This window comes from Litoreibacter meonggei (assembly GCF_003663885.1).
In the GTDB taxonomy this organism is placed as follows: Bacteria; Pseudomonadota; Alphaproteobacteria; order Rhodobacterales; family Rhodobacteraceae; genus Litoreibacter; species Litoreibacter meonggei.
This window is the reverse complement of the sequence record NZ_RCCE01000003.1, coordinates 108,223-134,818: the sequence shown is the minus strand read 5'-3', so window position 1 is coordinate 134,818 and position 26,596 is coordinate 108,223. Positions and strand designations below refer to the sequence as shown.

The window sequence follows — 26,596 nt, the reverse complement described above, 5'->3', positions numbered from 1 at the left end:
ATGAAAATCAGTCGCAGCTTACAGGTTGGCGGCCCTTGCACGCGATAAAGCGCCAATGCTAGGTGTAACATAAGGTAACAAAACGAGATATGGGGGCAGGGTGGCATGAGCGATTACCCAACGAGCTTTGACAAGGACGCACTTCTGAAATGCGCGCGCGGTGAGCTGTTTGGCGAGGGCAACGCGCAGCTTCCGGCGCCGCCCATGTTGATGATGGACCGCATCACCGAGGTCTCTGGCGATGGCGGCGCACATGGTAAAGGCCACATTCTGGCCGAGTTCGACATCACGCCCGACCTGTGGTTCTTCGAGTGCCACTTCCCCGGCAACCCCATCATGCCCGGCTGCCTTGGCCTCGATGGCCTGTGGCAACTGACCGGTTTCAACCTTGGCTGGCGCGGCTGGCAGGGGCGCGGCTATGCGTTGGGTGTGGGTGAAGTCAAACTCAAAGGCATGGTACGCCCGGATCGCAAAATGCTGACCTACAAGATTGATTTCACGAAAGCGCTCCAGACCCGCCGCCTGACTATGGGCGTCGCCGATGGCATTGTGGAAGCCGATGGTGAAGTGATTTACGAAGTCAAAGATATGAAAGTCGCTCTCTCCGAGAGCTAAAGTCCAAAGAGGAGCACGCCCATGCGCCGCGTCGTCGTTACAGGTCTGGGGATCGTATCCCCCATCGGCAACTCAGCCGAAGAAGTCACCGCTGCATTGAAATCCGGCACCTCCGGCATTGTCGCCTCGCCGGAGATGGCGGAGCACGGATTTCGCAGCCAGATTGCCGGCACGTTGAAGATCGACGTGGCCGAGCATGTCGACAAACGCCGCCTGCGTTTCATGGGGCCGGGGGCTGCTTACGCGCATATCGCGATGGAGCAGGCGATTGCTGATGCGGGCCTAGAGGACAGCGATGTGATCAACCCACGCACCGGCCTGATTGCTGGCTCTGGCGGGCCGTCTACCTCTGCCATGTTCGCCGCGCACCAGTCGGTGCTAAAAACGGGCGCGACCAAACGCATCGGGCCGTTTGCGGTGCCGAAATGTATGGGCTCCACCATTTCCGCCAATCTGGCGACAGCGTATCAAATCAAGGGCATCAACTACTCGATCACCTCCGCCTGCTCGACCTCGCTGCACTGCATTGGGGCCGCGTCCGAGCAGATCATGATGGGCAAACAAGACGTCATGTTTGCGGGCGGCGGCGAGGAGTTGGACTGGACGTTGTCGTGCCTGTTCGACGCCATGGGCGCGATGAGCAGCAAGTATAACGACACGCCGACCAAAGCCTCCCGCGCGTTCGATGCGGATCGGGACGGGTTCGTCATTGCTGGCGGCGGCGGCATCGTGGTGCTGGAAGATTTGGAACACGCCAAAGCGCGCGGCGCAAAAATCTACGCGGAAGTCACCGGTTTCGGCGCAACCTCCGATGGCGCCGACATGGTCGCACCTTCGGGCGAAGGCGGCGAGCGGGCGATGCGCTTGGCGATGGACACGATCCCGGAAGGCCGCAAGGTTAGCTACATCAACGCACATGGCACGTCGACACCGGTAGGTGACGTGGGCGAGGTCGAAGCCGTCCGCCGTGTGTTCGGCGAGGGCAGCACGCCGCCAATCAGCTCCACCAAGTCGATGACCGGCCACTCCCAAGGGGCGACCGGTGCGCAGGAGGCCGTCTATTGCCTGCTCATGCTGAAGGACGACTTCATCGTCCCCTCGATCAATGTCGAGACGCTGGATCCGGCTCTGAAGCCGGAAGAAATTGCCACCAAGCTGGTGGAAAACGCAGGTCTGGACACGGTTATGACGAACTCCTTCGGGTTCGGCGGGACCAACGGGTCCATGTTGCTTTCAAAGTTCAAGGAATAAAGAATGGCTGGATTGATGGACGGCAAGCGCGGCCTGATCATGGGGGTCGCCAACGAGCGGTCCATCGCATGGGGCATTGCAAAAGCCATGGCGGCCGAGGGCGCGGAACTGGCGTTTTCGTACCAAGGCGATGCTTTTGGTAAACGTGTAGAGCCTTTGGCGGCGTCGGTAGGGTCTGACATCTTGGTGGATGTGGATGTCACCGACGACGACTCGCTAGATGCCTGTTTCAAGACACTTGAAGACAAGTGGGGCGGCCTCGATTTCGTCGTCCATGCCATCGCATTTTCGGACAAGAACGAGCTGACGGGCCGGTTCATCAACACCTCCCGCGACAACTTCAAGAACTCGCTCGTCATCAGCTGCTACTCGCTGATTGATGTGGCCCGCCGTGCGGCCCCGTTGATGAAAGACGGCGGCACTTTGCTGACGCTGACCTATCAAGGGTCAAACCGCGTGACCCCGTTCTACAACGTCATGGGCGTCGCCAAGGCGGCGTTGGAATCAACCGTGCGCTATCTGGCCAACGATCTTGGGCCGGACGGCATCCGCGTGAACGCAATCTCCCCCGGTCCGATGAAAACCCTTGCGGGGGCTGCCATCGGCGGTGCGCGCAAGACCTTCCGCCAGACGGAGGCAAATTCCCCCATGCGGGCCAATGCGACGCTGGAGGCCGTGGGCGGCACCGCCGTCTACCTTGCCAGCGATCACGGCAACTGCACGACAGGTGAAATTATCCGCGTCGATGGTGGATATCACGTGCTCGGCATGCCTCAACCAGAGAACCTGTAGGGCCAAGGCCACGCGGCTTTTGCCCATAATTGGGCCAATATGACGTCCTTCTTTGGCCATCTTAACAGTGTTCTTTGCCGTCAGGTCTGAAAAAGGTTTCGCAATGTTCGTGCTATTCGCTGCAATCGTGCTGTGCACATTGATGGTCTACACCCTTCGCGGTGGGATGGTATCCAATCGCGGCCTGACGGTCGTTGGCATGGACATCCAAGGGCTCGGCATGGGCGTGCTCGCCTTTGTGGCGGCCGCTTGGTATTTCGGCCCGCTTTATGGCGTGGCAATTGTTCTGTCTGTGATGATCCATGAATTTGGTCACGTTGCCGCTTACCGCATCGCAGGCCATGACGACGCACGCTTTCGCCTGATCCCGTTGATGGGCGGCGTGGCGATATCGGACCGCGCGCCAGAGACGCAAGCGCACGACTTTTTCATCACCCTGATGGGGCCGGGTATCTGCCTCGCCCCGATGGCGCTGGCCTACGCCTTGTCGGAGGTCATCGTGCCATACTCCGCCGAGGCGGCGCATTTCTTATGGGTGTTTGCCATCGTCACCGGTGCGTTGAACTTCTTCAACCTGTTGCCGTTCTGGCCCCTTGATGGCGGGCGTTGCGTGCGCATCCTGATCGACACATTCGCGCCCGGTGTCACAAACTTCGTCACCTTGGGAATGAGTGCGGCTTTGGCCGCCGCTGCCGTGGCAATGCACTCCATGGCCTTGTTCTTTTTCGCCATACTCGGCGCGCAATCTCTGTTCAGCTGGTCGGAGGCTTGGGTGCACAGAACACCGCTGACCAAGCCGCAAGGCGTGTTGGCACTGGCGGCCTATCTGTTCACGGCGGGCGCGCATTTCTGGGGCGGGCTCACGATGTTGATGCGCTACCTTTAGGCGTTTTCCTCGGTCTCGGGCTGTGCCACTCTGCCTGCACAGCCGGAGGAACCCCTATGCCAATCACCACCTGTGTTTTCGATGCCTATGGCACCTTGTTCGACGTGTCCGCCGCCGCCCGTATCGCGGCAGAGGAGCCGGGCCGCGACAAGCTTGCCGCTTGCTGGCAGAAGGTCGCGAATGACTGGCGTCTCAAGCAGCTGCAATACACATGGCTCCGCGCGGTAACCGGTGACCATGCCGATTTCTGGGACGTGACCCAAAACGGGCTGGACTGGGCCATGGAAGCCAACTGTCTGGACGATCCGGAGCTTCGGGAACGCATGCTCGCGCTGTATTGGGAATTGCGTGCCTACAAGGAAGTGCCGTTCATGCTCGCCCATTTGAAGGCGGCTGGAATGAACACAGCGATCTTGTCGAACGGCTCCCCGAACATGCTTGATGGTGCAGTGTCGTCAGCGGGCATTGGCGAACATCTGGACGATGTCCTGTCGGTGGAAGATGTGGGTGTCTTCAAACCTCATGCTTCGGTTTACGACTTGGTCGGTAAACGGTTCGGCTGCGCGAAGGACGAAGTGCTGTTCGTGTCCTCAAACGGTTGGGACGCGGCTTGCGCGACAGGCTACGGCTTTGCGACCGCATGGGTGAACCGTGCCGGCGAGCCCGTCGACCGCTTGCCATGGAAACCTGCACACATCCTCAGCGACCTGACGACCATTCCAGAACTGGCGGCATCCCTATGAGCAATTTCACCAACGCTGACGGCATTTCACTGCACTACACCGACGAGGGAGAGGGGCTTCCGGTCTTGTGTCTTGCAGGCTTAACCCGCAACAGCTCTGACTTCGACTATGTCGCGCCGCACCTGAATGAGGTGCGTCTGATCCGCATGGATTATCGCGGGCGCGGACAGTCGGACTGGGCAGACCCGTCGACCTACACCTTGCCGCAGGAAGGGCAGGACGCGCTGGCCTTGCTGGATCATCTAGGCATCCCGAAAGCCGCAATTTTGGGCACCTCGCGCGGTGGCATCATTGCCATGGGGTTGGCGGCGACGGTCAAAGACCGGCTTCTGGGCGTGTGCCTCAACGATATCGGACCGGAGATCGCAGAGACGGGTCTGGACGCGATCAAAAACTATCTTGGCCGCCGCCCGGCGTTCAAAACATATGAAGAAGCAACGGCCCAACGCGCCAAATTGATGGCAGGGTTCGAGGATGTCCCCGAAAGCCGCTGGCGCGAAGAGGCAGAGAAACACTATGTCGAAAAGCCCGACGGGTTGGACATCAACTACGATCCCAAACTGCGCGAAGGTGTGCTGTCAGGGCCGCAAAACCTGAACCCCGATCTGTGGCCCTTTTTCGATGCTTTGGAGGGCTTGCCATTGGCACTGCTACGCGGGGCGAATTCAGACCTGCTAACACGCGAAACCACGGCAGAGATGGAGCGACGCCGACCGGACATGCTGTCCGTCGAGGTGCAAGGGCGGGGCCATGTTCCATTCCTTGACGAGCCGGAATCCCTGCTGACGATCAAAGCGTGGTTGGGGGAAATGCAATGAACATCGAAATGATCGAAGCCGCCGCAAAGCGGATTGACGGCCACGTACGGCGCACACCGCTGCTGACCTCGCCGTTTGTTGACGACATTGCCGGTCGCCGCGTGTTCGTGAAGCCCGAGGCATTGCAACACACAGGGTCCTTCAAGTTTCGCGGTGCGTGGTCGGCTGTTTCTGCGCTCACCGACAATGCGCTCAAGGCTGGTGTTATTGCCTTTTCATCTGGCAACCACGCGCAAGGGGTGGCTTTGGCGGCGCGTGAGCACGGGACGAGTGCGGTCATCGTGATGCCAGCGGACGCACCCCAGATGAAAATCGAGAACACGCGCGCCTTGGGTGCGGAGGTGGTTCTATATGACCGTGCAACCGAGGATCGCGACGAAATCGGCGCACGCCTCGCAACGGAACGGGGCCTGACCCTGATCAAGCCATTCGACGAGCCCTTGGTGATCGCAGGCCAAGGCACTGTCGGTCTGGAAATCGCGGAGCAGGCGGCGGAACTTGGTGCGAATGCGCGAGAGGTTCTGGTCTGCTGCGGCGGTGGCGGGCTGACCTCTGGCATCGCATTGGCGCTGGAGGCCAAAGCGCCGGACATGCGTGTCCGCCCTGTTGAGCCGGAAAACTTCGACGACGTGACCCGTTCGCTGGAAGCGGGGGAGATCAAGCGCAACAAAAGCCTGTCAGGCTCGATATGTGACGCGATCATTACCCCGCAACCGGGCGATGTTACCTTCCCGATCCTCAAGCGCTTGTGTGGCTCTGGCCTTGTCGTGCCCGAGGAAGATTGCCTGCGCGCCATGGCTGTCGCCTTTGCCCGCCTCAAGGTGGTGCTGGAGCCGGGCGGGGCGATCGCGCTTGCAGCAGCGCTGTTTCACGGGGACAAAATCGAGGGCGATGACGTCATCGCCGTGGCATCTGGTGGTAATGTCGATGCCGAAGTATTCCAGATGGCGCTCGCCAAATACGGGGATGACGTATGACCGATTTCACCATTGCCAGCTTCAACGTCAAAAACCTGATCGCCGCCGATCAGGAGTATTATCGTTTCGAGAAATACACACCCGAGGAGCACGCGTGGAAGGAGGACTGGCTGGCCGATCAGGTCTTCACGCTGAACGCCGATATCGTGGGCTTTCAGGAAATATTCGACAAAGCCCCACTACAAGAGGTGATCGCGGAGGCGGACCGTCGCGGTAAGGCCTCCAACGAAGACGCCGTGCCGGATCGCAACAAGCGCTACGCCCGCAAGGCGATTTTCCGCAAGCTCGCTTACAAGGATTATTCCGGCGCGCAACTGGCGTTCGCGCCGAACCTGAATGACGGGGAGCCAGGGGAACGCCGCCCCGGTTTGGCAATCCTGTCGCGCTATGGCTTCGTCGGCAAACCAGAAGTGATTCAGGAGGTTGATCCCGACTTGGTGATCCCGTTCGCCATGATGGGCGGAGGGGATGGCGGCTCGTTCCGTCTCGATCGCTTGTCGCGCCCGATCCTAAAGGCACGGATTCCGGTGGGAAAGCAGGTCGTCACGGTCTTCAACTGCCACCTGAAGTCGAAACTGGGCGATTTCACGCGCCCTGACGGGGGCGGTCAGCCGCCCGAGGTCGACTTGGTCAACTATGATCCGGTCGGTCGCGCGCTTGGGTCGCTACGTGCCGCGACGCGGCGTATGGCCGAGGCTTGGGTGCTGCGCCAGTTGGTTGTCGAAGAGATCAACAAAGGGAACCCCGTCATCGTGCTGGGCGATTTAAACGACAGCGACAATGCCGTCAGCTCCGAGATCATTGCCGGTGAACGCCCGTTCAAAAATTACGCGTGGATGCGGCGGCACGATGCCAAGAAGGCAAATGACCGATACTCAGACGAAGAAAACGAGATCATTCAGGAAAAGATCAAAGCGGTGCGTCTGGAAAGCTGCGAAAAGCTGTTCGTCCGCAAGTCACTGCGCGACATGGTCTATACGTCAGCGTTTGGCGGGGTCTTCGAGAGCATCGACCAGATCCTGTTGTCACGCCACTTCACAGGTGGCACCAATCAGATCGGTGAAATGTCGTACTTCTCGGTATTCAACGACCACCTGACAGATGGCTCGCATGACGAGGCACCCTATAACAAGCTGGCCTCGGACCACGGGCAAATCATGGCGCACCTGCGCTTATGGGACGCGTAAGGGCGCGGGCGACCATGCCCCACGCGACAAGCATCAATCCCATCGCCAGCAAGAAGGCTGCACCCGGTAGGAAAAACAACGCGTCCTCACCGGTGAAATAGGAAAACACGCGGGTGAATACCAGCGGCGCGAAAATCATGCCAAGTGCGTTGATCGACGACATCACCCCTAGCAGTTCACCTTGCTGGTTGTCGGCAGCGCGGCCCGACATCACGGCTTGTAACGCAGGGCCAACGACGGCCCCGAATGCCGCCAACGGGGTAAGCATCAGCAACACCCATCCGTCGGAAGTAAACGCCATCATCGCCAAAGTGCAGGCGTTGTATATCAAGCCCCAATAGACGGTTTTGACCTCTCCCAGTTTCGCAATCACCCAACGGATCAGCACGGCCTGAGTGATCGCCATGGACACACCGTAGATCGCCAGCGACGCCCCGATGACACCGGGGGACCAGCCAAAGCTGGCTGCGGTGTAATAGGCCCATATGGCCGGGTAGACCATGTTGGCGATCTGGTAGAAGAAATAGACCGACAGCAAAGCGCCAAGGCCGGGGAGGGCGGTGACAGCTTTCAGCCCGCCCACCGGATTGGCCCGCGCCCATTGGAACGAGCGTTGCTTTTCAGGCGTCACGGTTTCCGGCAACACGAAATAGCCAAGCACGAAATTCGCACCTGCCAATATCGCCGCCGCCCAAAACGGCGCACGCGGTCCAAGCTCTGCCAGCAAGCCGCCGATCACGGGGCCAAGGACGAAGCCGACGCCAAAGGCGGCACCGATCAGGCCGAAGTTCTGGGATTTCTTCTCGCGCGGGGACACATCCGCCATGAAGGCGTTGGCCGTCGCATGGGTGGCCGCTGTGACGCCGCCGATGATACGCCCGATCAACAGCAACCAGATGGTGCCGGCCAAGGCCATCAACACATAGTCAAACGCCATGGCGGCGTTAGAGGTCAGCAGCACCGGACGCCGCCCGAACCTGTCTGACAAAGAGCCAACCATGGGCGAGAACATGAACTGCATGAAGGCAAACACCGCCGACAAAATACCACCCCAAACAGCCGCCCCTGAGATGTCGGTATGTCCCACATCCTGAATAAGCTGCGGCATCACCGGCAGGATCAGGCCGATGCCCATGGCGTCGATCAGCACGGTGATCAGAATGAACGTGATGGGCAGATTACGGGTCATAGCGGTCTAAATGGCTGCGACCAGTGGGCAAGGCAAGGTTTACGTATGGCCAATGTCGCTCAGGAATTGCGTCAGCAAGGTCGCATAAATGTCGGGCTGCTCCACGCAAGGTAGGTGACCCGCACGCCGGATCAGCTCAAACCGGCTACCTTTGATCAGGTCGGCCGTCTCGCGGATCAAGTCTGGTGGCGACGCCCCGTCCTCGCTACCCGCGATTGCCAGCGTCGGAAGCGTCAACGCGGCTGTGGTCGTGTAAAAGTCGGTTCCTGCGATTGCAGCACACGCTCCAAGGTAGCCTTGCTTCGGCGTGCTCTTCAGCATGTCGCGCCAATAGGCCAGCTCCGGCGTTTTCAGGAATGCACGCGAGAACCAGCGTTCCATAACATCGTCGGCGATGCTCTCGATCCCGCCTTGCTCAACAGCCGCAATGCGGTCCTTCCACATCTGGGGATGTCCCATTTTGGCGGCGCTGTTGGACAGCACCATGGCGCGTATCTGGTCCAGCCTTTTCGTAGCCAAACCTTGCGCGATCATGCCGCCAACCGACAGCCCGACGAACACGCAGTCGCGCACCTTCAGGTGGTCCAGCAATGCCTCGGCGTCGCGTATCAGCATCCCCATGGAATAGGGCGCATCCGGCACATCCGACGCCCCGTGGCCGCGCATGTCGTAGCGGATTAGCCGCAGATTTTGCGGGAGCAGGGGAATCACTTTGTCCCACAACTCCAGCGACGTCCCGAGCGAGTTGGAGAACACAACAAGCGCGCCGGACGGGTCACCGTCCTCAACTACGTTCAGGGTGATGTGTCCAAGGTCTAGTTTCACAGTGACGGCCTCATGATCCGTGTTGGGGGCGAAAATGCAGGCCCGTGGCAGAAATATTGCATATCGCCCTTGCGATGTGCCAGCTTCGCGGGTTGTGTTCAAACACAACATTCTGCGAGGGCCGAGCCATGACCAAAATCAAAGCCGCCGTGTGCCACGAATTCGGTGCACCTCTGAGCATCGAGGAGGTGGAACTTCGTGCACCGCAGGCGGGCGAGGTGGAGGTTGACCTTGAAGCCTGCGCGATTTGCTTCTCCGACATCTCCTATCTGGATGGTGGATGGGGCGGTGACTTGCCCGCAGTATACGGCCATGAGGCTGCCGGTCGCGTGGCCGCCTTGGGCGCCGGCGTCACGGGCTTGTCCATCGGCGACGCGGTCTTGGTCACCCTGATCCGCTCCTGCGCGACCTGCACACCCTGCGCGTCCGGCGTGCCGACGCAATGCGCGACGCCCTATGACCGGATGGCTGGCCCGCTCTCCATGCCCGACGGAAGCGCGTTGGAGCACGGGCTGGCCTGCGGGGCGTTTGCGGAACGCGCGGTGGTTGACCAAAGCCAGATCGCGCGCATCCCTGACACCATCCCGATGGACGCCGCGTCGTTGTTGTCTTGCGGGGTCGTCACGGGCGTTGGCGCGGTGGTGAACACGGCAAAGGTGCGGCCAGGTCAAACGGTTGTGGTGATCGGGGCGGGCGGCGTTGGCCTGAACGCTATCCAAGGTGCCGCAATCTCGGGTGCTGCACGGATTATCGCGATTGATATGGTTCCTGAAAAGCTGGAAGCAGCGAAGGAGTTCGGCGCGACGGACGGTGTGCTGGCGACCGATCCCAAGCCATGGAAGAAAGTGGCCGAGATTACCGGTGGTCGCATGGCCGATGCCGTCATGGTCACGGTCGGCTCGATCCCTGCGTTCGAATCCGCGCCGCGGTTCCTAGGCTCTGGCGGCAACATGTATCTGGTCGGAATGCCCCATTCGGGTGACAAGGCGACCTATGAGCCAGTTATTTTTGGCGCCATGGCGCAAGGCATGAAAGGGACCAAAATGGGTGATGTGGTTTTGAAACGCGACATTCCGTGGCTGGTAGACCTGTACGGACAAGGACGTCTGAAGCTCGACGAATTGGTGTCGGGGCGCTGGCGTCTGGATCAGATCAACGAGGCCATTGCCGACACGCGCTCAGGCGCTGCACGTCGCAACGTGATTGTGTTCAAATGAAACTCCAGAACCTGCAGATCATCGTAACATCGCCCCCCGCACCGGGCTGGGGCGGGCAGTATTGGATATTCGTGAAGCTGACGACCGCTTGCGGGATCGAAGGGATCGGGGAGGTCTACGCCTCCGCCGTCGGCCCCGATGCCATGAGCGCCGTGATCGAAGATGTCTTCGCGCGCCATATCGAAGGCGAAAACCCCGAAAATATCGAGCTGATGTTCCGACGCGTCTATTCCTCCGGCTTTACGCAACGCCCTGATCCGACTGTTATGGGGGCGTTTTCCGGCTTGGAAATGGCCTGCTGGGATATCCTTGGCAAAGCGCGGGATCGTCCCGTTTGGGCAATGCTGGGCGGCAAGATGAACCCGAAAATTCGGGCCTATACGTATCTTTACCCGCTGCCGCATCACGATCTGACGGAGTTCTGGACGTCGCCTGAGATGGCCGCCGAAGCAGCGTTAGACGCCGTTGATCGCGGCTACACGGCGGTAAAATTCGACCCCGCTGGCCCCTATACGATCCATTCCGGCCACCAACCCGCGATGTTCGACATCACCATGTCTGTGGCGTTCTGCAAGGCGATCCGCGAGGCCGTGGGCGACCGTGCCGACCTGCTGTTCGGCACACACGGTCAGTTCAACACATCCGGAGCGATCCGGTTGGGGCAGGCGATTGAACCATACTCACCCCTTTGGTTCGAAGAACCACTGCCGCCGGATAACCCGTTGGAGTTCGCCGAGGTCGCCAAAGCCGTACGCATCCCGATTGCCGCGGGTGAGCGCCTTACCACCAAAGCGGAGTTTGCAACCTTGCTGCGCACGGGCGGGGTGAAAATCCTGCAACCGGCACTGGGCCGCGCTGGTGGCATTTGGGAGATGAAGAAGCTGGCCGGACTGGCCGAGGTTTTCAACGCCGAAATGGCCCCGCATTTATACGCAGGTCCGGTCGAGTGGGCCGCGAATATCCATCTGGCAACCTCCATCCCCAACCTGCTGATGTGCGAAACCATCGAGACGGATTTCCACGCTGACTTGATCGGAGGGGCAATCAAGGTTGAAAACGGCTACATCACACCACCGGAAACACCGGGTCTAGGCATTACGCTGGACGAGGATCTAGCGCGCGCAAACCCGTTCACAGGAACGGGCCTTCATCTTCAGATGCAGGAAGAGCCGTGTGACTACCAAAATGGCAATTCCTTTGCCGGTGGTGCGCCGCTTAAGACCTAGCGTTTTCGTGCTCCAGCCGGAGCTTGGCGATTGTCTCGTTATGCTCCGCCTTGAGACTGTCTTTCAGGCTGTCTTCAACGTAGTTCAGATGCGCCTCCACGGCGGCACGGGCACCGTCCTCGTCACGGGCAAGCAACGCCGTGTTGATTGCGCGATGCTGCTCAAGCAGTGTGTCACGGGTGATGCGCTGCTTGAACATCATCTGACGGTTATAGAAGACGCCTTCGCGCAGCATCTGGAACATCGCCCGCATCATGTGCAGCATGATGACGTTGTGGCTGGCCTCGATGATCGCAAGGTGGAACTCGGCGTCCAGTTGCGCCTCTTCGGCGGGGTTCCGTTTGGAATGCGCGGCTTCCATCTTGCGGTAGATGGTGTCGACGACCTTCAGGTCGGTGTCCGATCCCAGCCGCGCGGCGCGGGCGGCGGCCAACCCTTCCAGATCGCGGCGGAAGGAAATGTAGTCAAAGACCGCTTCGTCGTGATCCGCGAACAGCTGCACCAAGGCATCCGAAAACGCCGCGCCGACCACTTCGGCCACGTAAATTCCAGCCCCCGCTTTGGTCGCCAGAAGCCCGCGGTCTTGCAGGTTTGCAACGGCTTCGCGCAAGGACGGGCGCGAGACACCAAGCTTCTCCGCCAGTTCGCGCTCGGAGGGCAGCCGCTCCCCCGGTTTGAGGATGCCGCGTAAGATCAGCAACTCGATCTGGCGCACAACGGCGTTGGAGAGTTTCTCGGCCTCGATCTTCTTGAATGGCATTGTCTCACCCCGCTAATTGGTAAAAATATATGACCACTCATCGCGTTAGACAACAAAAAACGGCCCCGACTTGGGGGCCGTTTTGATTAGTTCTAAACCGGATTAAGCCGCGTTTGGCCGGATGACGATATCGACGCGGCGGTTCTGGGCGCGGCCCTCCTCGGTCACGTTGGATGCCACGGGGCGTGTCTCGCCCTGCCCGTAGGACCGGATGCGCGATGGGGTGACGCCCGCGTCTTCCAGCGTGAAGGCAACGGCCTGCGCACGACGCTCCGACAGCTCGTAATTGTAGCCGTCAGAGCCCGTATCATCGGTATGCCCGACAATATTGACCGTCGTGTCCGGATAGTCGCGCAAGTTGCCAGCCAAGGCGCGCAGGTCAGCCTGCAAATCATAGCGCAAATCAGAACTGTTCACCGCAAACAGCAAGTCTTGCGGCATGGTGACCCGCAGCTCCTCGCCGGTGTTCACGATGTCGATGTTCTCGTTCGGGATGTCGCGGCGCAAATCTTCGGCCTGCTTGTCCAACTGGTGGCCAATCACGCCACCAGCAGCGGCGCCGATGCCAGCGCCAACGATGCCTTTGAGCAGCTTGTCGTCGTTACTAGACGCACCGATAAGCCCACCAAGGGCCCCGCCAATAATGGCGCCGGTTTGCGATTTGTTGGCTTGGGAAACGCTGTCGGTTGTACACGCACTGACAGCAAGCGTGGCAGCCACAAGGGCCGCGATAGGTTTGATCGTCATGGTACCTGCCTCGGTATATGGGTCCCGCCTTTGCGGCGTGGGTTATGGGCAGATATTAGGCCAAATCGATGCGTCTGTTAAGGGGGAAGCGTAGGCCGGCGGAAACATGCCGCCGGCCCGCTGGTTTAGGAGTAGGGGCGAATGATGATTTCGACCCGACGGTTCTGGGCGCGACCGGAATTGCTATCGTTCGACGCAATCGGTTGGCTTTCCCCACGACCGATTGTGCGCAGGCGGGAACTCGAAACGCCAGCATCGCGCAAAACGTAAGAAACAGCCTGCGCGCGGCGTTCGGACAGGTTCTGGTTGTAAGTCGCGTCACCCGTGCTGTCGGTGTGGCCGACAATGATGACTTCGCTGTTGGGGTAGTCGTTCAGATTGTTGGCAACGGCACGCAAATCGGCCCGCAGGTCAGGACGCAAGTTTGTGCTATCCGTGGCGAAAAGCAGGTCTTGCGGCAGCGTCACACGAAGTTCGGAGCCGGTGTTGACCACGCCTACGTTGTCATTGCCAAGATCACCGCGCAACTCTTCGGCCTGTTTGTCCAAGCTGTTGCCAATGGCACCGCCGACCGCACCACCAACAGCGGCACCGATGATGCCGCGCTCAAGCTTGTTGTCGGAAGTAGAGTTTGCGCCCAAAGCACCACCGATCGCAGCGCCAATCAGTGCACCGTTCTTGGTGCGCTGGTTGGGAGTGGTCGCATCGCAACCGGCCAAAATCAGGGCCGCAGCGGGCAGGGCAAGCAGAGTAAGTTTCATCGTTTCAATTCCTCGTTGAGCCGCGACAGCGCGGCGCTTGCCCATAAGGTGAGGCGTCGCGGAAAGCCTTTCAAGAGGCCGAAACGACTAATCCGGCGGGTTCCCGCCGCAGTAGTCACGTCTTTGAAACACAGCGAAATTCAGCGGAATACCGCCAAATCACAAGCCGGTTTTCGCCGCTTCATAGGCCAGCATGGCGCGCTTCACAGGCAGGCCCCAATGGTAGCCACCCAACCCGCCAGACTTGCGCAATGCGCGGTGGCACGGGATCAGCCAGCTTATCGGGTTGCGCCCCACGGCAGTACCCACTGCGCGCACTGCTTTCTTATGGCCTACGGTATTGGCGATCTCTGAATAGGTGGTGACATGCCCCGTTGGCACCGCCAACAAAGCCTCCCAAACCTTGATCTGGAAGGGTGCGCCAATCAGATAAAGCGGCGCATGTTCGGTTCCCGCCGCATCCGCGCCAAAAGCGGCCAGCACCCAAGGGCGCAACATCGTCGGGTCTTCCACATAGGTGGCGTTCGGCCAGCGCCCGACCAAATCCGTCATCGCGGCCTCTTCGCCCGTTTCCGCACCGAACCCGATGCCGCAAATCCCTTTCTCGGTGCCCATCACCAAGGCCGGACCAAACGGGCTTTCGAACCAGCCCCAGTAGATCGTCAGACCTTCGCCCTTGCGGGCAAACTCGCCGGGGCTCATGGCCTCCCATTTGACGAACAGATCATGCAATCGCCCGCTCCCCGACAGACCAACGGAGTCCGATGTCTCCAACATGGTGAACCGCTCTTCCAGCAATGCTTTCGCATGTCCAAGACGCAGATATTGTTGCAACCGCCCGGGCGACACACCCGCCCATTTGCTAAAGACGCGTTGAAAATGCGCAGGGCTCATCTGCATGCTTTGCGCCAGTTGCTCCAGCGACAGTGGGCCATCTTTGTGCTGGTCAATCGCCTCAATGGCGCGTTTCACCAGCCCGTAGTGATAGCTGCCTTCAGCACCGGCGGCGTGGTCATGATTGGCGATATGTGCTGTTCTATGTTCCATACATCCAACCTATGCCGCAAACCCCACCGTATCGACCCGTTTTTTGCGCTTTCGCCATGATGAAACAACAGAGGGAAATCCTTGCCCCTGATGGGGTGACGGGGCATACCGCGCATATGACCAAGCCTGCCAAACAGCTCGACTATCACACCATACACGAGATTTTTACGCGCTTTGCCGCGTCTGATCCTGAACCAAAGGGCGAGTTGGACCACGTCAACGCATATACTTTGGTTGTCGCGGTGGCACTGTCGGCGCAGGCGACGGACATCGGTGTCAACAAAGCCACAAAGAAACTGTTCGAGATTGCCGACACCCCGGAAAAGATGTTGGCCCTTGGCCTCGACGGGGTGATCGAGCACATCAAGACTATCGGCCTCTATCGCAATAAGGCCAAGAACGTCATCAAACTGAGCCAAATTCTGGTGGATGATTACGGCGGGGTGGTCCCGTCATCGCGCGCCGCTTTGGTCTCGCTGCCGGGCGTGGGCCGCAAGACCGCGAATGTGGTGCTGAACATGTGGTGGCACTATCCGGCGCAGGCCGTGGACACGCATATCTTCCGCGTCGGTAATCGCACCGGCATCTGTCCGGGCAAAAATGTGGACGTCGTCGAGCGCGCCATCGAGGACAACATCCCCGTCGAATTCCAACACCACGCGCACCATTGGCTGATCTTGCACGGGCGCTACGTGTGCAAAGCCCGCAAGCCGGTCTGCGCCAACTGTATCATCCGTGATCTCTGCACCTCTGAGGACAAAGTTTATGACTAAGAAATTCCAAGTTGTCGGCATCGGCAACGCAATGGTTGATGTGTTGGCATCCACCACTGACGCGTTTTTGTCCGATAACGGTATCGACAAGGGCATCATGCAGTTGACCGACCGCGCGCGCGGTGTGGAGTTGTACGACCTTATCGGTCCCGCCAAGGAAATCTCTGGTGGTTCTGCGGCCAACACCATCGCAGGTATTGCCCATTTGGGCGGCTCCACAGCGTATGTCGGCAAGGTCAAGGACGACCAGCTTGGCGCGATCTTTGCACATGACCTGCGTGCGCAGGGTGCGGTCTATGAGACACCTTTGGCGCCTGCTTCACACGAGGCCGAGACCGGCCGTTGCATTGTGCTGGTCACGCCGGATGGGGAGCGGTCGATGAACACCTACCTTGGCGTGACCGAATTCCTTGGCCCAGAGGACATCGACGAGGATCAAATGGCGCAGGCCGAGTGGATTTATCTGGAAGGTTACCGCTTTGACGGCCCGCAATCCGTGGCGGCATTCGACAAGGCAATCGCTGCGTGCACCGGCGCTGGTGGACGGGTGTCGCTCACCTTGTCGGACCCGTTTTGCGTTGGCCGTCATCGCGATGCGTTCCGCGGATTGATCCAAAACCACGTCGACCTTCTGTTCTGCAACCGCGCAGAAATGCTGTCGATGTACGAGACAGAAGACTTCGACACGGCGCTGGCAATGGCTGCTTCCGAGGTCGAGATCGTGGCCTGTACCGACGGCGAAGACGGCGCGCATGTTTTGTCCCACGGCCAGCGTTGGCATGTGCCCGCAATGCCAGTGCAGATTGTGGATGCAACCGGAGCAGGTGATTTGTTCGCGGGGGCGTTTCTCTGGGCGCTGACCAACGGTCACGACTTGGAAACCAGTGGTCGCATGGGCTGCGTCGCAGCGTCCGAGGTGATTTCACACATCGGCGCACGGCCAGAGGCTGATTTGCGTGCGCTCTTTAAAGACCAGCGAATAATCTAAAGCCTGGCATTTTTGAAAGAATCGGACCGCAGTTCGCGAGCGATCTCTTACTATGGGCTTTTTGGGTGACCTAAACGCGATTTCAGAAAGCTTTTTGTTAACAAAAAGCTAACGGCTTTCCTCGTTCCCGACGCGATCGTTGCTATTTGGCAACGCTTCGTTTATACTGGCATCTTGTAGACAGTGATTGAATTAAGGGGAATAAATTGAAACTCACACAAATTTTAACAGCATCCGCACTTGCGTTGGCGCTACCGACTATGGCGTCGGCCGCGATAATCGGTGTAAGTAGCGGACTGTCCACAGGTACTGAAGGGGGCACCTTTGCGTCCATTATTACTGCTCCAGTTGATGTGCTGGAGGACGGTACGGCGAATAATGCGCAGCAAGGTTTTAACGAACAGCAAAACATCGTTACTGCGTCGTCTTACAGCTATCTAGACAACAGCCTTGCCACGCAAATCCTTGCGGCTGGCACGCGCATCAGCAGTCATATGATTTTTCTGAACACCGCAGGTAACGGTGTCACGAAGCATGGCGGCGTGACCTGGACGTTCTCGGATGCCATCATTGGCGTGATGGCAGACAGAAATGGCACGATGGAAATCGCCAGTTCTGCCGAACTGGGCGCCGCTGGGACGACCTACGAGACTGGCAACGGCACATCGCTCAGTGCCCGCGGCTTGGAAGGTACTAACGGCAGCGGAACAAACGATGACGGCTTTAGTTTCGCCGGCAGCGTACTTACGCTCGAAATGAACGTATCCGAGCCTGGCGATTGGATCCGTGTCATCACGGCGGCACCTTCGACTGTACCGGTTCCAGCTGGATTGCCTCTTGTGTTGACCGCACTTGGTGCGTTTGGCCTGATGCGTCGTAAGAAAAAATCAGCTTAAGCTAGGCTTCTCGAAACACTTTTTAACGGCCGCGCACATAGCGCGGCCGTTTTAGTTTGGGTATTCGATTTTGTCAGAACGGGGGCCTCACCTTCGTCATTGGCGGCGATAACATGGGCACGGCTTTAACCGGATGCGAGGCTAGTCACCCAGTTTGGCGTGCACCTCGTCCAGATCAATTTCCCCGATGGGCATTTTGTTGCCCGGGTTGTCGAAGTCATATTTGAACAGATTGAAATCGCGCTTGTAGATTTCGTAGACCAGATGCATCGACAGGTCGTCGAAATAATCCTCGATCGGGTGCGCGCGCTTGGGGCCGTGCCCTTCGCTTTCGTTGAAGCGCGGGATCGTCGCGACATCCACCTTGTGTTTGGTGTCCACCGCATCCATCACCGATTGCATGCCGTCGTTGAACTTCTCGGTAAAGAAGATGTTGTCGTAGCGCCCGCCATTCACAATGAAGGTCGAGATGTGGCCCGACTGGGCTGACCAATGAATGTCAGGGTCCATCGGGCGACGCCAGCGGATGGTGTCGCGGGCGAACAGCAAGAAGCGGCGGAAGGACTCGATTTGGTCGAATTCGAAGCCAGTTTCCGGGTCACCGACCTCAATGCCGTATTTCTGCACAAGCAACGGGACCAGATTGCCGCGATAGCGTTTGCCGTTGCGTTGGATGCCGCAAATCTTGTCGAAGAATGACGACAGGATGCGCCCATACGGATTGCGCACGCAGGTGAACGAATAGCTTTTGTGGGAGGTGACGTTCTTCTCGATCTTCGGTTGGCTTTTTTCAATCGCCCATTTGTGCAGCTTTCCGGTGGCATCATGGATGTCACCGTCGAAGAATTCGCCGTGGTCGGAATAGTACATGATTTGGCCGATGGACGAGCAGGCGCATTTGGGCACCACGCGGTACACCATACTTTCGCTTTCCGTCATCCAGGTTCCTGGAAACCCCATACTACCGCCCTCGTTCTTGAACCAAATGGCCTATTGTTTACGTTTTAGCCACGATTGAGCCTAAAAATACAATCTCAGACTGTTTAAGCAACAGAAGCTAAGGTTATGTAGGCAAAACCTAAAACAGTTTTAAGACAGGTCCGGGGTCAAATTCCAGATGGCAAAAATCGCCTTCATTCTGCTGTGTCATAAAGACCCCGGTGCGATTATTGATCAAGCTGAACGTCTGACCGCGGCTGGCGATTGCATGGCGATCCATTTCGATGCCACCGCAGACCCCGTTGCCTACAAGAAAATTCGCGAAGCGCTGGATGATAATCCCAACGTCGCCTTCGCCAAAAAGCGCATCAAATGTGGTTGGGGCGAATGGTCTTTGGTGCAGGCCACCTTGCACGCGATGCGCGCAGCGGTCGACGAGTTCCCGCGGGCCACGCATTTCTACATGCTGTCAGGCGATTGCATGGCGATCAAATCTGCCACCTACGCCCATGAGGCGCTCGATGCGGAGGATGTCGATTACATCGAAAGTTTCGACTTTTTTGCGTCCGATTGGATCAAGACGGGTATGAAGGCTGACCGGCTGATCTATCGCCATTGGTTCAACGAACGGGCGCGAAAATGGCTGTTCTACACCTCCTATGAGCTGCAAAAGAAGCTTGGACTAAAGCGCGATATACCCGCTGACCTGCAAATGATGATCGGGTCGCAATGGTGGTGCTTGCGACGGCGTACAGTCGAATGGGTGCTGGATTTTACCCGCGACAGGCCGGACGTGATGCGGTTTTTCAAGACCACGTGGATCCCCGACGAGACCTTCTTTCAGACGGTGGTGCGCCATCTGGTTCCATCCGCAGAGATCAAAACCCGCACCCTAACCTTCCTGATGTTCACCGATTACGGGATGCCGGTCACCTTCTACAACGACCACTATGATCTGCTGCTTAGCCAAGAGTTTCTGTTCGCCCGCAAGGCGTCCCCCGACGCGCTTGAGCTAAAAGAGCGGCTAGGTGATCTCTATGCGTCGGAGCGGATGGATTTCCAAACCTCGAACGAGGGGCAGACGCTGTTCAAGTTCCTGACAGGGCGTGGCAGGATCGGCCGCCGGTTCGCGCCGCGCTTCTGGGAACGGGAAAGCTCGCTTGGTCGCGAACGCGAACTGATGGTTATTGCTTGCAAAAAATGGCACGTCGCCAAGCGCCTTCTGAGCCGCGTTCTGGAACATACCGAGTTGAAAGGGGCGGAGTATCTTTTTGACGAAGAGGGCGCGGTTCTGCCTGATTTGGGCGGCATCCAGACTACACTAGATAAACGCACACGGCACCGCCGTGCGCTGATGCGATTGCTCTATGACCACTACGAGCAGAACCGCATGGTAATCTGCCTTGATCCGTCCAATCTGGACTTGCTAACGGACTTGTTCGCCGACAACTCAACCACCCGCCTGCTGGAAATTGACTGCAGGTTCGAGGATGAATACCTGCTGGGCCATGCCAAGCGTGTCGGATTGGCAGGTGAAATGACGCCGCAAGACACAATCGACCGGCTGTTGCCCACCGTGCGCCAGAATTTCCTGTACGAAAGTGACCAGATCAAGGATGCGGACTTCCCCAACTATTTCAAAATATCCGAAAACGTGCCGCGCCGCGATAACGTGGCTCCGTTGATGGCGTTCCTAGACGTGACCGAGGACACGGCCCATGAAATACTGAACATTGACTATCTGTTTGAGGACTAACGCCCATGGCCTACACTTATGACGACCAAAACATCTTCGCCAAAATCCTGCGCGGCGAAATCCCTAACGACACAGTGTTCGAGAGCGATCACGCCTTGGCATTCCGCGACATCTCTCCAGCGGCACCCAGTCATGTGCTGGTGATCCCGAAGGGGTCTTACGTGTCCATGGACCATTTCACCCAAGAGGCGTCCGAGGCCGAGTTGGTGGGCTTCATGCGCGCAATAGGCGAAGTTTGCCGTCTTGAGGGCGTTAGCGAGGACGGTTTCCGTGCTATCGCCAACACCGGCGTGCACGGCGTGCAAGAGGTGCCGCACCTGCATGTGCACATCATTGGCGGTCGTCCTCTTGGGCGGATGCTGTCGAAGGTCGATTGACGCACGTGAATTGGTGTCCGGGGTCTCCCATCTATCGCGCTGGTGCCCGGCGCCGTGGACGTCTGTTGCAAGCCCCTTGCTGTTTCGGTAGCCATGGAGCACTTCACAGACAAAACGTTGGATGAGAAATGAAAGCCGTACGCCGACCCCTCTTTTGGTACAGTTTGGCAATGTGGTTGCTGTCAATTGTGATCGCGGCCCTGCTTATTCAACTTGGTGGGCTAATCATGTCCGACGTCCCGACGGCGGGAAAGCGGATCGCAAAGAGCGAATTTGTAAACTCGACGCAGCTTGAAGCAACCGAGACTGAAATCGAGACGCTTAAGGACGCGCTGCGTAACAACAAAAATGACATCGAAGACGCGCGTTTCCTGCTCAACTCCAGCACTCTGGACTATCAAAACCAACGCGCAAATTTCGAGAATTGGATTAAAACGCGATCAGCAACTGAATCAAGCAATCAGAATGCTCAGGTCATCGAGCGGGTCGAAGCCATTGAATTACTCAAGCTAGAAGAACGCAAAGCTCAAAGAACGGTAGAAGCGCTTGAGCAGGAAGCAGTTAAAACAAACCGCGCGTTGCAAGACCTTCAGTCGCAGCGCAGTCAAATCCTGAATGACGCCAATGCCCCGTATGAAAAGGCGCGGAAATTCGAGGTTTTGAAGGTGTTCATGCTTCGGCTGGCGCTCACCTTGCCCCTGCTTTTGATCTCCGGATGGATGATCCTAAAGAAGCGCGGTTCTAGCTACTGGCCGATTTACCGCAGCTTTATCCTGTTCTCGCTCTTCGCATTCTTTGTAGAACTGGTTCCCTACCTGCCGTCTTACGGGGGATATGTCAGATACATTGTGGGGATACTTCTGGCCCTGCTTTTTGCGCATTTTTCGATCAAAGCCATGACGCGGTATCTGCAGAACAAAAAGAACGAGGAAAAAAGACCTGAAACCGAGAAGCGTAAACTGATCGAGTATGAGACCGCTGTGAAGAAAATCTCGGACGGCGTGTGTCCCAGCTGCGACCGGCAATTCAGCGCCAAGAAACCCCGCAAAGGTGAGGGTCAGCCTGAAACTAACGTGGATTTTTGTGTCCACTGCGGGTTTTGCCTATTCAGCAAATGCACCAATTGCGGCGAGCGTGAAAACTCCTTCTACAAATTCTGTGGTGCGTGCGGCGTTCCGTCGGGCAACGAGGCCACTCCAGCAGACGTTTAGCAGACGTTTAGCCGACGATTTTCGGCACTTGTAGGGGCGAGCGAGGGCGTTATGATTGCGGCCTCTGATTTACTCTTGAAACGGGACGATACACCATGGCCACTGCTGCCCCTGAGATCGAAATTGTGGACACCATGCGCATCGCGTGTGACGGCGGCGAAGGGGCATTGGGCCACCCGCGCGTCTGGCTGCAAATCCCTGCCGATACCGGCTTCGTGGAATGCCCCTATTGCGACAAAAAGATCGTCCACAAGGATTTTGAGGGCAAGGTCTAGTGGCGTTTGGCAAGGGCTGCCATCTGCACCTGATCGACGGCTCTGCCTTCATCTTCCGCGCCTACCATGCCCTGCCACCGCTCACGCGTAAATCCGACGGGTTGCCCATCGGGGCGGTCGCGGGCTTTTGCAACATGCTCCAGCGCTATGTCGAGGGTAACAACGGCTCCGACGCGCCGACCCATGTGGCGGTGATTTTCGACAAGGGATCGCATACGTTCCGCAACGATATGTACGACCTCTACAAAGCCAACCGCGAGGCCATGCCCGAGGATTTGCGCCCGCAGATGCCGCTGACCCGCGAAGCGACGATTGCCTTCAACATCGCTTGTGAGGAGATGGAAGGCTACGAAGCCGACGACATCATTGCGACGCTGGCCGTGCAAGCGCGCGAACTCGGTGGCCGCTGCACCATCATTTCCAGCGATAAGGACTTGATGCAGCTGGTCGGCGGCGGCGTCGAAATGCTCGACGCCATGAAGAACAAAGTGATCGACGTCGAGGGCGTCGAGGAGAAATTCGGTGTCGGCCCGAACCGTGTGGTCGATGTGCAGGCACTTGCCGGCGACAGCGTCGACAACGTGCCGGGTGCGCCGGGCATTGGCGTCAAGACGGCGGCGCTGTTGATCAACGAATACGGCACGCTGGAAGAACTGCTCGACCGTGCCGAGGAAATCAAACAACCCAAGCGCCGCCAAACCCTGATCGAGCACCGCGCGCAGATCGAGCTGTCCAAACGCCTCGTGCAGTTGGACGAAAACACACCGCTGACATTCTCGATCGACGATCTGGAGGTCCGCGAGCCTGATCCTGACAGACTGCTGAGCTTCCTCGCTGAAATGGAATTCCGCACGCTGTCCAAGCGCATTGCTGAAAAACTCGGCGCGGAAGCCCCTGTCATCGAAGACGTCGCCCCGCCCGCCGCTGACGCGCCGGAAATGCCCGATCTGAAGGACGCGACCTACGAAACCGTGCGCGACGCGGGCGCCCTGCAAAAGTGGATCGACCTGACTTACGAGCATGGCCATGTCGCCGTCGACACCGAAACCACCGGCCTGAACGAAATGATCGTCGATCTCGTCGGCATTTCGCTCTGCGTGAACGCGGGTCATGCCTGCTACATCCCGCTGGCCCACAAAGACGGCAGCGACGACCTGTTCGGCTCTGACGCACCTGCGGAAGGGCAGATGCCGCTGCAAGAGGCGCTCGACCTGCTCAAGCCGATGCTGGAGGACGAAAGCATCCTCAAAATCGGTCAGAACATGAAATACGACGCCAAGATTTTCCACCGCTACGGTGTGAACGTGGCACCGTTCGACGATACCATGCTGATCAGTTACGCGCAGCACGCGGGCCTGCACAATCACGGCATGGACGCGCTGTCGGAGCGCTATCTTGGCCACACGCCGATCCCGATCAAATCGCTGCTGGGCACGGGCAAAAGCCAGATCACATTTGACCGCGTACCGATTGACGAGGCGACGCCTTACGCTGCCGAAGACGCCGATATCACCTTACGCCTGTGGCAGGTATTGAAGCCGCAACTGCACGAGAAGGGCGTCACCACAGTCTATGAGACGCTGGAGCGCCCCTTGGTTCCCGTGCTGGCGCAGATGGAGCGGAACGGCGTCAAAGTCGACCGCGACACGCTCAGCCGAATGTCCAACGCGTTCGCGCAGAAAATGGCGGGGCTTGAGGCCGAGATTCACGAACTTGCAGGGCAGGACTTCAACGTAGGCTCGCCCAAGCAGCTGGGTGAGATCCTGTTCGATAAGCTGGAACTTCCAGGCGGCAAAAAGGGCAAGACGGGGGCCTATTCCACCGGCGTCGATATCCTCGAAGACCTTGCGACCGAGCACGAGCTGCCGGGCAAGGTACTGGACTGGCGGCAGCTCTCGAAGCTGAAATCGACCTACACCGACGCGCTGCAAACCCACATCAACGCCGACACCGGCAGGGTCCACACAAGCTATTCTATCGCGGGGGCCAATACCGGCCGTCTCGCCTCGACCGACCCGAACCTGCAAAACATCCCCGTCCGCTCCGAGGAAGGCCGCCGCATCCGCGAGGCGTTCGTGGCCGAGCAGGGCAATGTGCTTGTTTCGCTCGACTATTCCCAGATCGAACTGCGCATCCTCGCCCATGTCGCGGGCATCGATGCGCTGAAACAGGCCTTCAAAGACGGCCAAGACATCCACGCGATGACCGCGTCGGAGATGTTCGACGTGCCACTGGACGAGATGACCCCAGACGTGCGCCGCAAGGCCAAGGCGATCAATTTCGGGGTGATCTACGGCATCTCCGGCTTCGGGCTGGCCCGCAACCTGCGCATCCCGCGGGCCGAGGCGCAGGGCTTCATCGACCGCTACTTCGAGCGCTTCCCCGGCATTCGCACCTATATGGACGAGACCATCCAGTTCGCCAAAGACCACGGCTACGTCCAGACGCTGTTCGGTCGCAAAATCAACACGCCGGAAATCAACGCCAAGGGACCGGGTGCGGGCTTCTCCAAGCGCGCGGCGATCAACGCGCCGATACAAGGCACTGCGGCTGACGTGATCCGTCGTGCAATGATCCAGATGCCGGACGCGATCAAGGATTTGCCCTGCAAAATGCTGCTACAGGTGCATGACGAACTGATCTTCGAGGTGCCGGAAGGTGCGGTCGATCAAACCATCGAAGTCGTGCGCGGTATCATGGAAAACGCCTCTGACCCTGCGGTGAAGTTCGACGTGCCGCTGGTCGTTGATGCGGGGCAGGGCGCGAACTGGGCCGAGGCGCATTGAGCGGGCTTGCAGACGTAACCTTGCGGCCTGAGCGGTCCGATGACGCGCAAACCATCCGCATCCTGACCGAGGAGGCATTTCGCCCGAAGGCTTTCAGCGACGGAACGGAAGGCGCACTGATTGACGCATTGCGGACGGCCTCGGCATTGACGCTGTCCACCGTCGCAACAGAGCACGGTGAAATCGTCGGTCATGTCGCGTTCTCACCCGCGGCGGTTGGGGCGCTTCCGGGGTGGTTCGCGCTTGGCCCGATTGCCGTGCGGGCAGATCGCCAAGGGCACGGGATTGGCAGTCAGCTCATTCAAGACGGCCTCGCCCATTTGCAGCGCGACGGCGCACAAGGTTGCGTGCTGGCGGGTGACCCGAACTATTACAGCCGCTTCGGTTTCGTAAACACCCCTGCGTTGACTTATCAGGGTGAGCAAAGTCGCTTCATCCAAGTGCTGCGCTTCGCAGGGCCGGACCCGGTGGGAGAGGTGCGATTCCATCCCGCGTTTAGCGGGTGATGCGGTTCGGTTCCTCTGCCTGATCCACTGGCACGGCCATCGGGCATTTGCAGCCGCGATACACAGTTTTCCGCACCAATGGCCCTATGCTGACAAGCACGACAAACGCGATTGGCCACGCGAAAAACCATGCTCCTGACCAGACATGCATGAAGGCAGCGGACGCGCCAACCATGCGATAGGTCGCGACCCCGCAGACCAGCGAGGACATCAAAGCCGACGTAACGGCGCTGAAAAGCAAATGAGCCAACAGGGAGCGGGTCATAGTGGGGCCTTTGGCGAGGTGTATATATTGAAAACAGTAGCTGGCTGGCGCGCGTCGAAATAGCGTGCAAACGCACGTCCAGTGTGCGCCTGTGCGCGTTAAGGCCCGTAAGCCTTTGAAACGCAGGGTAAGGATATGCGCGATCACACGTGTGTGACTAGGTTTCCAGCGCCTCGGAGCGGATTATCGGGAAAAATTCACCGTCCGACCACACGCCGAACCAACCATCGCGATGAACGCCCAGATCAACCAGCCGATAGAAGCTTTTGCGATCAATCAACGCCTCCAGATTGCGCCGCACCAGCACATAAGGTGACGGCTCCCCGTCATCATCATAGGCCACGCGGATCGAATGCTCAGGTCCGGCGACGAAGGTGTCGCCCACATGGGTCTCGAAATGCAGCTTTTGGTCCTCAGCCTCTTCGGTGACGTTGAAATCCAGCGCCACGAAGGGCGCGTCATCCACCGTGATGCCGACCTTCTCGACGGGGGTCACAAGGAAGTAATCATCCCCGTCCTTGCGAATGATAGACGAAAACAGCTTCACCAAGCCCGGCCGTCCGATGGGCGTCCCCAAATAGAACCACGTCCCGTCCCGCGCGATGCGCATATCCAGATCGCCGCAGAACGGCGGGTTCCACTTGTCTACTGGCGGCATTCCGCCTTTGGCACCTTCTTGCGCAGCGGCTGCGATGCTTTCCGCCGAAGGCACCTCAACCTTTTGTGCATCGGTTTCTTTTGCCATTCTCTTATTCCGTCATATCTGCCTTTATACCTACATTG

The 26,596-nt window shown here is 58.6% G+C and carries 28 protein-coding genes; 19 read left to right on the top strand and 9 right to left on the bottom strand.

The window, feature by feature from the left end; translation table 11 throughout:
- Positions 1 to 105 precede the first annotated feature (105 nt).
- The 8 genes from fabA to BCF46_RS09020 all read left to right on the top strand — a co-directional run bounded on the left by fabA (position 106) and on the right by BCF46_RS09020 (position 7,269).
- Positions 106 to 615, top strand: coding sequence for a bifunctional 3-hydroxydecanoyl-ACP dehydratase/trans-2-decenoyl-ACP isomerase (gene fabA, locus BCF46_RS09055; protein ID WP_121023474.1), 510 nt, complete (start codon positions 106 to 108; stop codon positions 613 to 615).
- Between the two features lie 21 nt (positions 616 to 636).
- Positions 637 to 1,866: a beta-ketoacyl-ACP synthase I gene (fabB, locus tag BCF46_RS09050; RefSeq protein ID WP_121023472.1), complete on the top strand. Its 1,230-nt coding sequence runs from the start codon at positions 637 to 639 to the stop codon at positions 1,864 to 1,866.
- A gap of 3 nt (positions 1,867 to 1,869) precedes the next feature.
- Positions 1,870 to 2,658 carry an enoyl-ACP reductase FabI gene (locus BCF46_RS09045; protein WP_121023470.1) on the top strand — a complete coding sequence of 263 codons (789 nt, stop codon included), beginning with the start codon at positions 1,870 to 1,872 and terminating at the stop codon, positions 2,656 to 2,658.
- Positions 2,659 to 2,761: 103 nt separating this feature from the next.
- Positions 2,762 to 3,544 carry a metalloprotease gene (locus BCF46_RS09040; RefSeq protein ID WP_147435983.1) on the top strand — a complete coding sequence of 261 codons (783 nt, stop codon included), beginning with the start codon at positions 2,762 to 2,764 and terminating at the stop codon, positions 3,542 to 3,544.
- Between the two features lie 56 nt (positions 3,545 to 3,600).
- Positions 3,601 to 4,287, top strand: coding sequence for a haloacid dehalogenase type II (locus BCF46_RS09035; protein ID WP_121023466.1), 687 nt, complete (start codon positions 3,601 to 3,603; stop codon positions 4,285 to 4,287).
- Entirely contained in the window at positions 4,284 to 5,105 is an 822-nt protein-coding gene (locus BCF46_RS09030) for an alpha/beta fold hydrolase (RefSeq protein ID WP_121023464.1), read from the top strand. Before BCF46_RS09035 ends, BCF46_RS09030 begins: the two co-directional genes overlap by 4 nt.
- Positions 5,102 to 6,082 (top strand): threonine ammonia-lyase, encoded by a 981-nt coding sequence (locus BCF46_RS09025; RefSeq protein ID WP_121023462.1) that lies wholly within the window; start codon positions 5,102 to 5,104, stop codon positions 6,080 to 6,082. The genes BCF46_RS09030 and BCF46_RS09025 overlap by 4 nt, the downstream gene beginning before the upstream one ends.
- Entirely contained in the window at positions 6,079 to 7,269 is a 1,191-nt protein-coding gene (locus BCF46_RS09020; protein ID WP_121023460.1) for an endonuclease/exonuclease/phosphatase family protein, read from the top strand. Before BCF46_RS09025 ends, BCF46_RS09020 begins: the two co-directional genes overlap by 4 nt.
- On the opposite strand, the gene BCF46_RS09015 is transcribed toward BCF46_RS09020, so the two are convergent.
- Both BCF46_RS09015 and pcaD read right to left on the bottom strand, forming a co-directional pair.
- Positions 7,238 to 8,458 (bottom strand): TCR/Tet family MFS transporter, encoded by a 1,221-nt coding sequence (locus BCF46_RS09015; RefSeq protein WP_121023458.1) that lies wholly within the window; start codon positions 8,456 to 8,458, stop codon positions 7,238 to 7,240. The genes BCF46_RS09020 and BCF46_RS09015 overlap by 32 nt on opposite strands.
- A gap of 39 nt (positions 8,459 to 8,497) precedes the next feature.
- The gene (gene pcaD, locus BCF46_RS09010; RefSeq protein WP_245990056.1) at positions 8,498 to 9,283 is read right to left on the bottom strand and encodes a 3-oxoadipate enol-lactonase; all 786 of its coding nucleotides are present in this window, start codon (positions 9,281 to 9,283) and stop codon (positions 8,498 to 8,500) included.
- A gap of 128 nt (positions 9,284 to 9,411) precedes the next feature.
- Between pcaD and BCF46_RS09005 the strand changes: the two genes are divergently transcribed.
- Positions 9,412 to 10,500 (top strand): alcohol dehydrogenase catalytic domain-containing protein, encoded by a 1,089-nt coding sequence (locus BCF46_RS09005; RefSeq protein ID WP_121023455.1) that lies wholly within the window; start codon positions 9,412 to 9,414, stop codon positions 10,498 to 10,500.
- Positions 10,497 to 11,726, top strand: coding sequence for a mandelate racemase/muconate lactonizing enzyme family protein (locus tag BCF46_RS09000; protein WP_121023453.1), 1,230 nt, complete (start codon positions 10,497 to 10,499; stop codon positions 11,724 to 11,726). Before BCF46_RS09005 ends, BCF46_RS09000 begins: the two co-directional genes overlap by 4 nt.
- Here BCF46_RS09000 and BCF46_RS08995 read toward each other — a convergent pair.
- From BCF46_RS08995 to BCF46_RS08980, 4 genes are all read right to left on the bottom strand, one after another.
- Positions 11,716 to 12,486, bottom strand: a complete 771-nt coding sequence (locus tag BCF46_RS08995) for a FadR/GntR family transcriptional regulator (RefSeq protein ID WP_121023451.1) — start codon at positions 12,484 to 12,486, stop codon at positions 11,716 to 11,718. The genes BCF46_RS09000 and BCF46_RS08995 overlap by 11 nt on opposite strands.
- 102 nt (positions 12,487 to 12,588) lie before the next feature.
- Positions 12,589 to 13,233, bottom strand: a complete 645-nt coding sequence (locus BCF46_RS08990; RefSeq protein ID WP_121023449.1) for a YiaD family glycine zipper/OmpA-like lipoprotein — start codon at positions 13,231 to 13,233, stop codon at positions 12,589 to 12,591.
- A gap of 125 nt (positions 13,234 to 13,358) precedes the next feature.
- Positions 13,359 to 13,994 carry a YiaD family glycine zipper/OmpA-like lipoprotein gene (locus BCF46_RS08985; RefSeq protein WP_121024471.1) on the bottom strand — a complete coding sequence of 212 codons (636 nt, stop codon included), beginning with the start codon at positions 13,992 to 13,994 and terminating at the stop codon, positions 13,359 to 13,361.
- A 159-nt stretch (positions 13,995 to 14,153) separates the two neighbouring features.
- Positions 14,154 to 15,041, bottom strand: a complete 888-nt coding sequence (locus tag BCF46_RS08980) for a methylated-DNA--[protein]-cysteine S-methyltransferase (protein WP_121023447.1) — start codon at positions 15,039 to 15,041, stop codon at positions 14,154 to 14,156.
- A 116-nt stretch (positions 15,042 to 15,157) separates the two neighbouring features.
- Here BCF46_RS08980 and nth point away from each other — a divergent pair, with 116 nt between their 5' ends.
- The 3 genes from nth to BCF46_RS08965 all read left to right on the top strand — a co-directional run bounded on the left by nth (position 15,158) and on the right by BCF46_RS08965 (position 17,698).
- Entirely contained in the window at positions 15,158 to 15,814 is a 657-nt protein-coding gene (gene nth, locus BCF46_RS08975) for an endonuclease III (protein ID WP_121024469.1), read from the top strand.
- Positions 15,807 to 16,802, top strand: coding sequence for an adenosine kinase (locus BCF46_RS08970; protein ID WP_121023445.1), 996 nt, complete (start codon positions 15,807 to 15,809; stop codon positions 16,800 to 16,802). Before nth ends, BCF46_RS08970 begins: the two co-directional genes overlap by 8 nt.
- A 206-nt stretch (positions 16,803 to 17,008) precedes the next feature.
- Positions 17,009 to 17,698, top strand: a complete 690-nt coding sequence (locus BCF46_RS08965; protein WP_147435982.1) for a VPLPA-CTERM sorting domain-containing protein — start codon at positions 17,009 to 17,011, stop codon at positions 17,696 to 17,698.
- 141 nt (positions 17,699 to 17,839) lie between these two features.
- Here the strand turns inward: BCF46_RS08965 and BCF46_RS08960 are convergent, their stop codons facing one another.
- Complete coding sequence (locus BCF46_RS08960) at positions 17,840 to 18,658, bottom strand: sulfotransferase family protein (RefSeq protein ID WP_121023442.1); 819 nt, start codon at positions 18,656 to 18,658, stop codon at positions 17,840 to 17,842.
- 157 nt (positions 18,659 to 18,815) lie between these two features.
- On the opposite strand from BCF46_RS08960, the gene BCF46_RS08955 reads away from it, so the two are divergent.
- The 6 genes from BCF46_RS08955 (at position 18,816) to BCF46_RS08930 (ending at position 25,548) form a co-directional block, all read left to right on the top strand.
- A complete protein-coding gene (locus BCF46_RS08955; protein WP_121023440.1) occupies positions 18,816 to 20,393 on the top strand; it encodes a DUF5928 domain-containing protein in 1,578 nt (525 codons plus the stop codon).
- Positions 20,394 to 20,398: 5 nt separating this feature from the next.
- Positions 20,399 to 20,770, top strand: a complete 372-nt coding sequence (locus BCF46_RS08950) for a histidine triad nucleotide-binding protein (RefSeq protein WP_121023438.1) — start codon at positions 20,399 to 20,401, stop codon at positions 20,768 to 20,770.
- Positions 20,771 to 20,997: 227 nt separating this feature from the next.
- Positions 20,998 to 21,981, top strand: a complete 984-nt coding sequence (locus BCF46_RS08945) for a coiled-coil domain-containing protein (protein WP_147435981.1) — start codon at positions 20,998 to 21,000, stop codon at positions 21,979 to 21,981.
- A gap of 95 nt (positions 21,982 to 22,076) precedes the next feature.
- On the top strand, positions 22,077 to 22,256 hold the full coding sequence (locus BCF46_RS08940; protein WP_073145345.1) for a zinc-finger domain-containing protein: 180 nt from the start codon (positions 22,077 to 22,079) through the stop codon (positions 22,254 to 22,256).
- Positions 22,256 to 25,042, top strand: a complete 2,787-nt coding sequence (polA, locus tag BCF46_RS08935; protein ID WP_121023434.1) for a DNA polymerase I — start codon at positions 22,256 to 22,258, stop codon at positions 25,040 to 25,042. Before BCF46_RS08940 ends, polA begins: the two co-directional genes overlap by 1 nt.
- The gene (locus BCF46_RS08930; RefSeq protein ID WP_170157904.1) at positions 25,039 to 25,548 is read left to right on the top strand and encodes a GNAT family N-acetyltransferase; all 510 of its coding nucleotides are present in this window, start codon (positions 25,039 to 25,041) and stop codon (positions 25,546 to 25,548) included. Before polA ends, BCF46_RS08930 begins: the two co-directional genes overlap by 4 nt.
- Here the strand turns inward: BCF46_RS08930 and BCF46_RS08925 are convergent.
- Both BCF46_RS08925 and BCF46_RS08920 read right to left on the bottom strand, forming a co-directional pair.
- Positions 25,538 to 25,813, bottom strand: coding sequence for a DUF2798 domain-containing protein (locus BCF46_RS08925; RefSeq protein ID WP_121023432.1), 276 nt, complete (start codon positions 25,811 to 25,813; stop codon positions 25,538 to 25,540). The two genes, BCF46_RS08930 and BCF46_RS08925, sit on opposite strands and share 11 nt — an antisense overlap.
- A gap of 157 nt (positions 25,814 to 25,970) precedes the next feature.
- A complete protein-coding gene (locus BCF46_RS08920) occupies positions 25,971 to 26,558 on the bottom strand; it encodes a DUF1285 domain-containing protein (protein ID WP_121023430.1) in 588 nt (195 codons plus the stop codon).
- Positions 26,559 to 26,596 lie beyond the last annotated feature (38 nt).

Excerpts from the sequence above, each read along its gene's own strand:
- fabA (WP_121023474.1), top strand. The coding sequence starts at position 106 with ATGAGCGATTACCCAACGAGCTTTGACAAGGACGCACTTCTGAAATGC.
- fabB (WP_121023472.1), top strand. The coding sequence starts at position 637 with ATGCGCCGCGTCGTCGTTACAGGTCTGGGGATCGTATCCCCCATCGGC.
- BCF46_RS09045 (WP_121023470.1), top strand. The coding sequence starts at position 1,870 with ATGGCTGGATTGATGGACGGCAAGCGCGGCCTGATCATGGGGGTCGCC.
- BCF46_RS09040 (WP_147435983.1), top strand. The coding sequence starts at position 2,762 with ATGTTCGTGCTATTCGCTGCAATCGTGCTGTGCACATTGATGGTCTAC.
- BCF46_RS09035 (WP_121023466.1), top strand. The coding sequence starts at position 3,601 with ATGCCAATCACCACCTGTGTTTTCGATGCCTATGGCACCTTGTTCGAC.
- BCF46_RS09030 (WP_121023464.1), top strand. The coding sequence starts at position 4,284 with ATGAGCAATTTCACCAACGCTGACGGCATTTCACTGCACTACACCGAC.
- BCF46_RS09025 (WP_121023462.1), top strand. The coding sequence starts at position 5,102 with ATGAACATCGAAATGATCGAAGCCGCCGCAAAGCGGATTGACGGCCAC.
- BCF46_RS09020 (WP_121023460.1), top strand. The coding sequence starts at position 6,079 with ATGACCGATTTCACCATTGCCAGCTTCAACGTCAAAAACCTGATCGCC.
- BCF46_RS09015 (WP_121023458.1), bottom strand. The coding sequence starts at position 8,458 with ATGACCCGTAATCTGCCCATCACGTTCATTCTGATCACCGTGCTGATC.
- BCF46_RS09005 (WP_121023455.1), top strand. The coding sequence starts at position 9,412 with ATGACCAAAATCAAAGCCGCCGTGTGCCACGAATTCGGTGCACCTCTG.
- BCF46_RS09000 (WP_121023453.1), top strand. The coding sequence starts at position 10,497 with ATGAAACTCCAGAACCTGCAGATCATCGTAACATCGCCCCCCGCACCG.
- BCF46_RS08995 (WP_121023451.1), bottom strand. The coding sequence starts at position 12,486 with ATGCCATTCAAGAAGATCGAGGCCGAGAAACTCTCCAACGCCGTTGTG.
- BCF46_RS08990 (WP_121023449.1), bottom strand. The coding sequence starts at position 13,233 with ATGACGATCAAACCTATCGCGGCCCTTGTGGCTGCCACGCTTGCTGTC.
- BCF46_RS08985 (WP_121024471.1), bottom strand. The coding sequence starts at position 13,994 with ATGAAACTTACTCTGCTTGCCCTGCCCGCTGCGGCCCTGATTTTGGCC.
- BCF46_RS08980 (WP_121023447.1), bottom strand. The coding sequence starts at position 15,041 with ATGGAACATAGAACAGCACATATCGCCAATCATGACCACGCCGCCGGT.
- nth (WP_121024469.1), top strand. The coding sequence starts at position 15,158 with ATGACCAAGCCTGCCAAACAGCTCGACTATCACACCATACACGAGATT.
- BCF46_RS08970 (WP_121023445.1), top strand. The coding sequence starts at position 15,807 with ATGACTAAGAAATTCCAAGTTGTCGGCATCGGCAACGCAATGGTTGAT.
- BCF46_RS08960 (WP_121023442.1), bottom strand. The coding sequence starts at position 18,658 with ATGGGGTTTCCAGGAACCTGGATGACGGAAAGCGAAAGTATGGTGTAC.
- BCF46_RS08955 (WP_121023440.1), top strand. The coding sequence starts at position 18,816 with ATGGCAAAAATCGCCTTCATTCTGCTGTGTCATAAAGACCCCGGTGCG.
- BCF46_RS08950 (WP_121023438.1), top strand. The coding sequence starts at position 20,399 with ATGGCCTACACTTATGACGACCAAAACATCTTCGCCAAAATCCTGCGC.
- BCF46_RS08945 (WP_147435981.1), top strand. The coding sequence starts at position 20,998 with ATGTCCGACGTCCCGACGGCGGGAAAGCGGATCGCAAAGAGCGAATTT.
- BCF46_RS08940 (WP_073145345.1), top strand. The coding sequence starts at position 22,077 with ATGGCCACTGCTGCCCCTGAGATCGAAATTGTGGACACCATGCGCATC.
- BCF46_RS08925 (WP_121023432.1), bottom strand. The coding sequence starts at position 25,813 with ATGACCCGCTCCCTGTTGGCTCATTTGCTTTTCAGCGCCGTTACGTCG.
- BCF46_RS08920 (WP_121023430.1), bottom strand. The coding sequence starts at position 26,558 with ATGGCAAAAGAAACCGATGCACAAAAGGTTGAGGTGCCTTCGGCGGAA.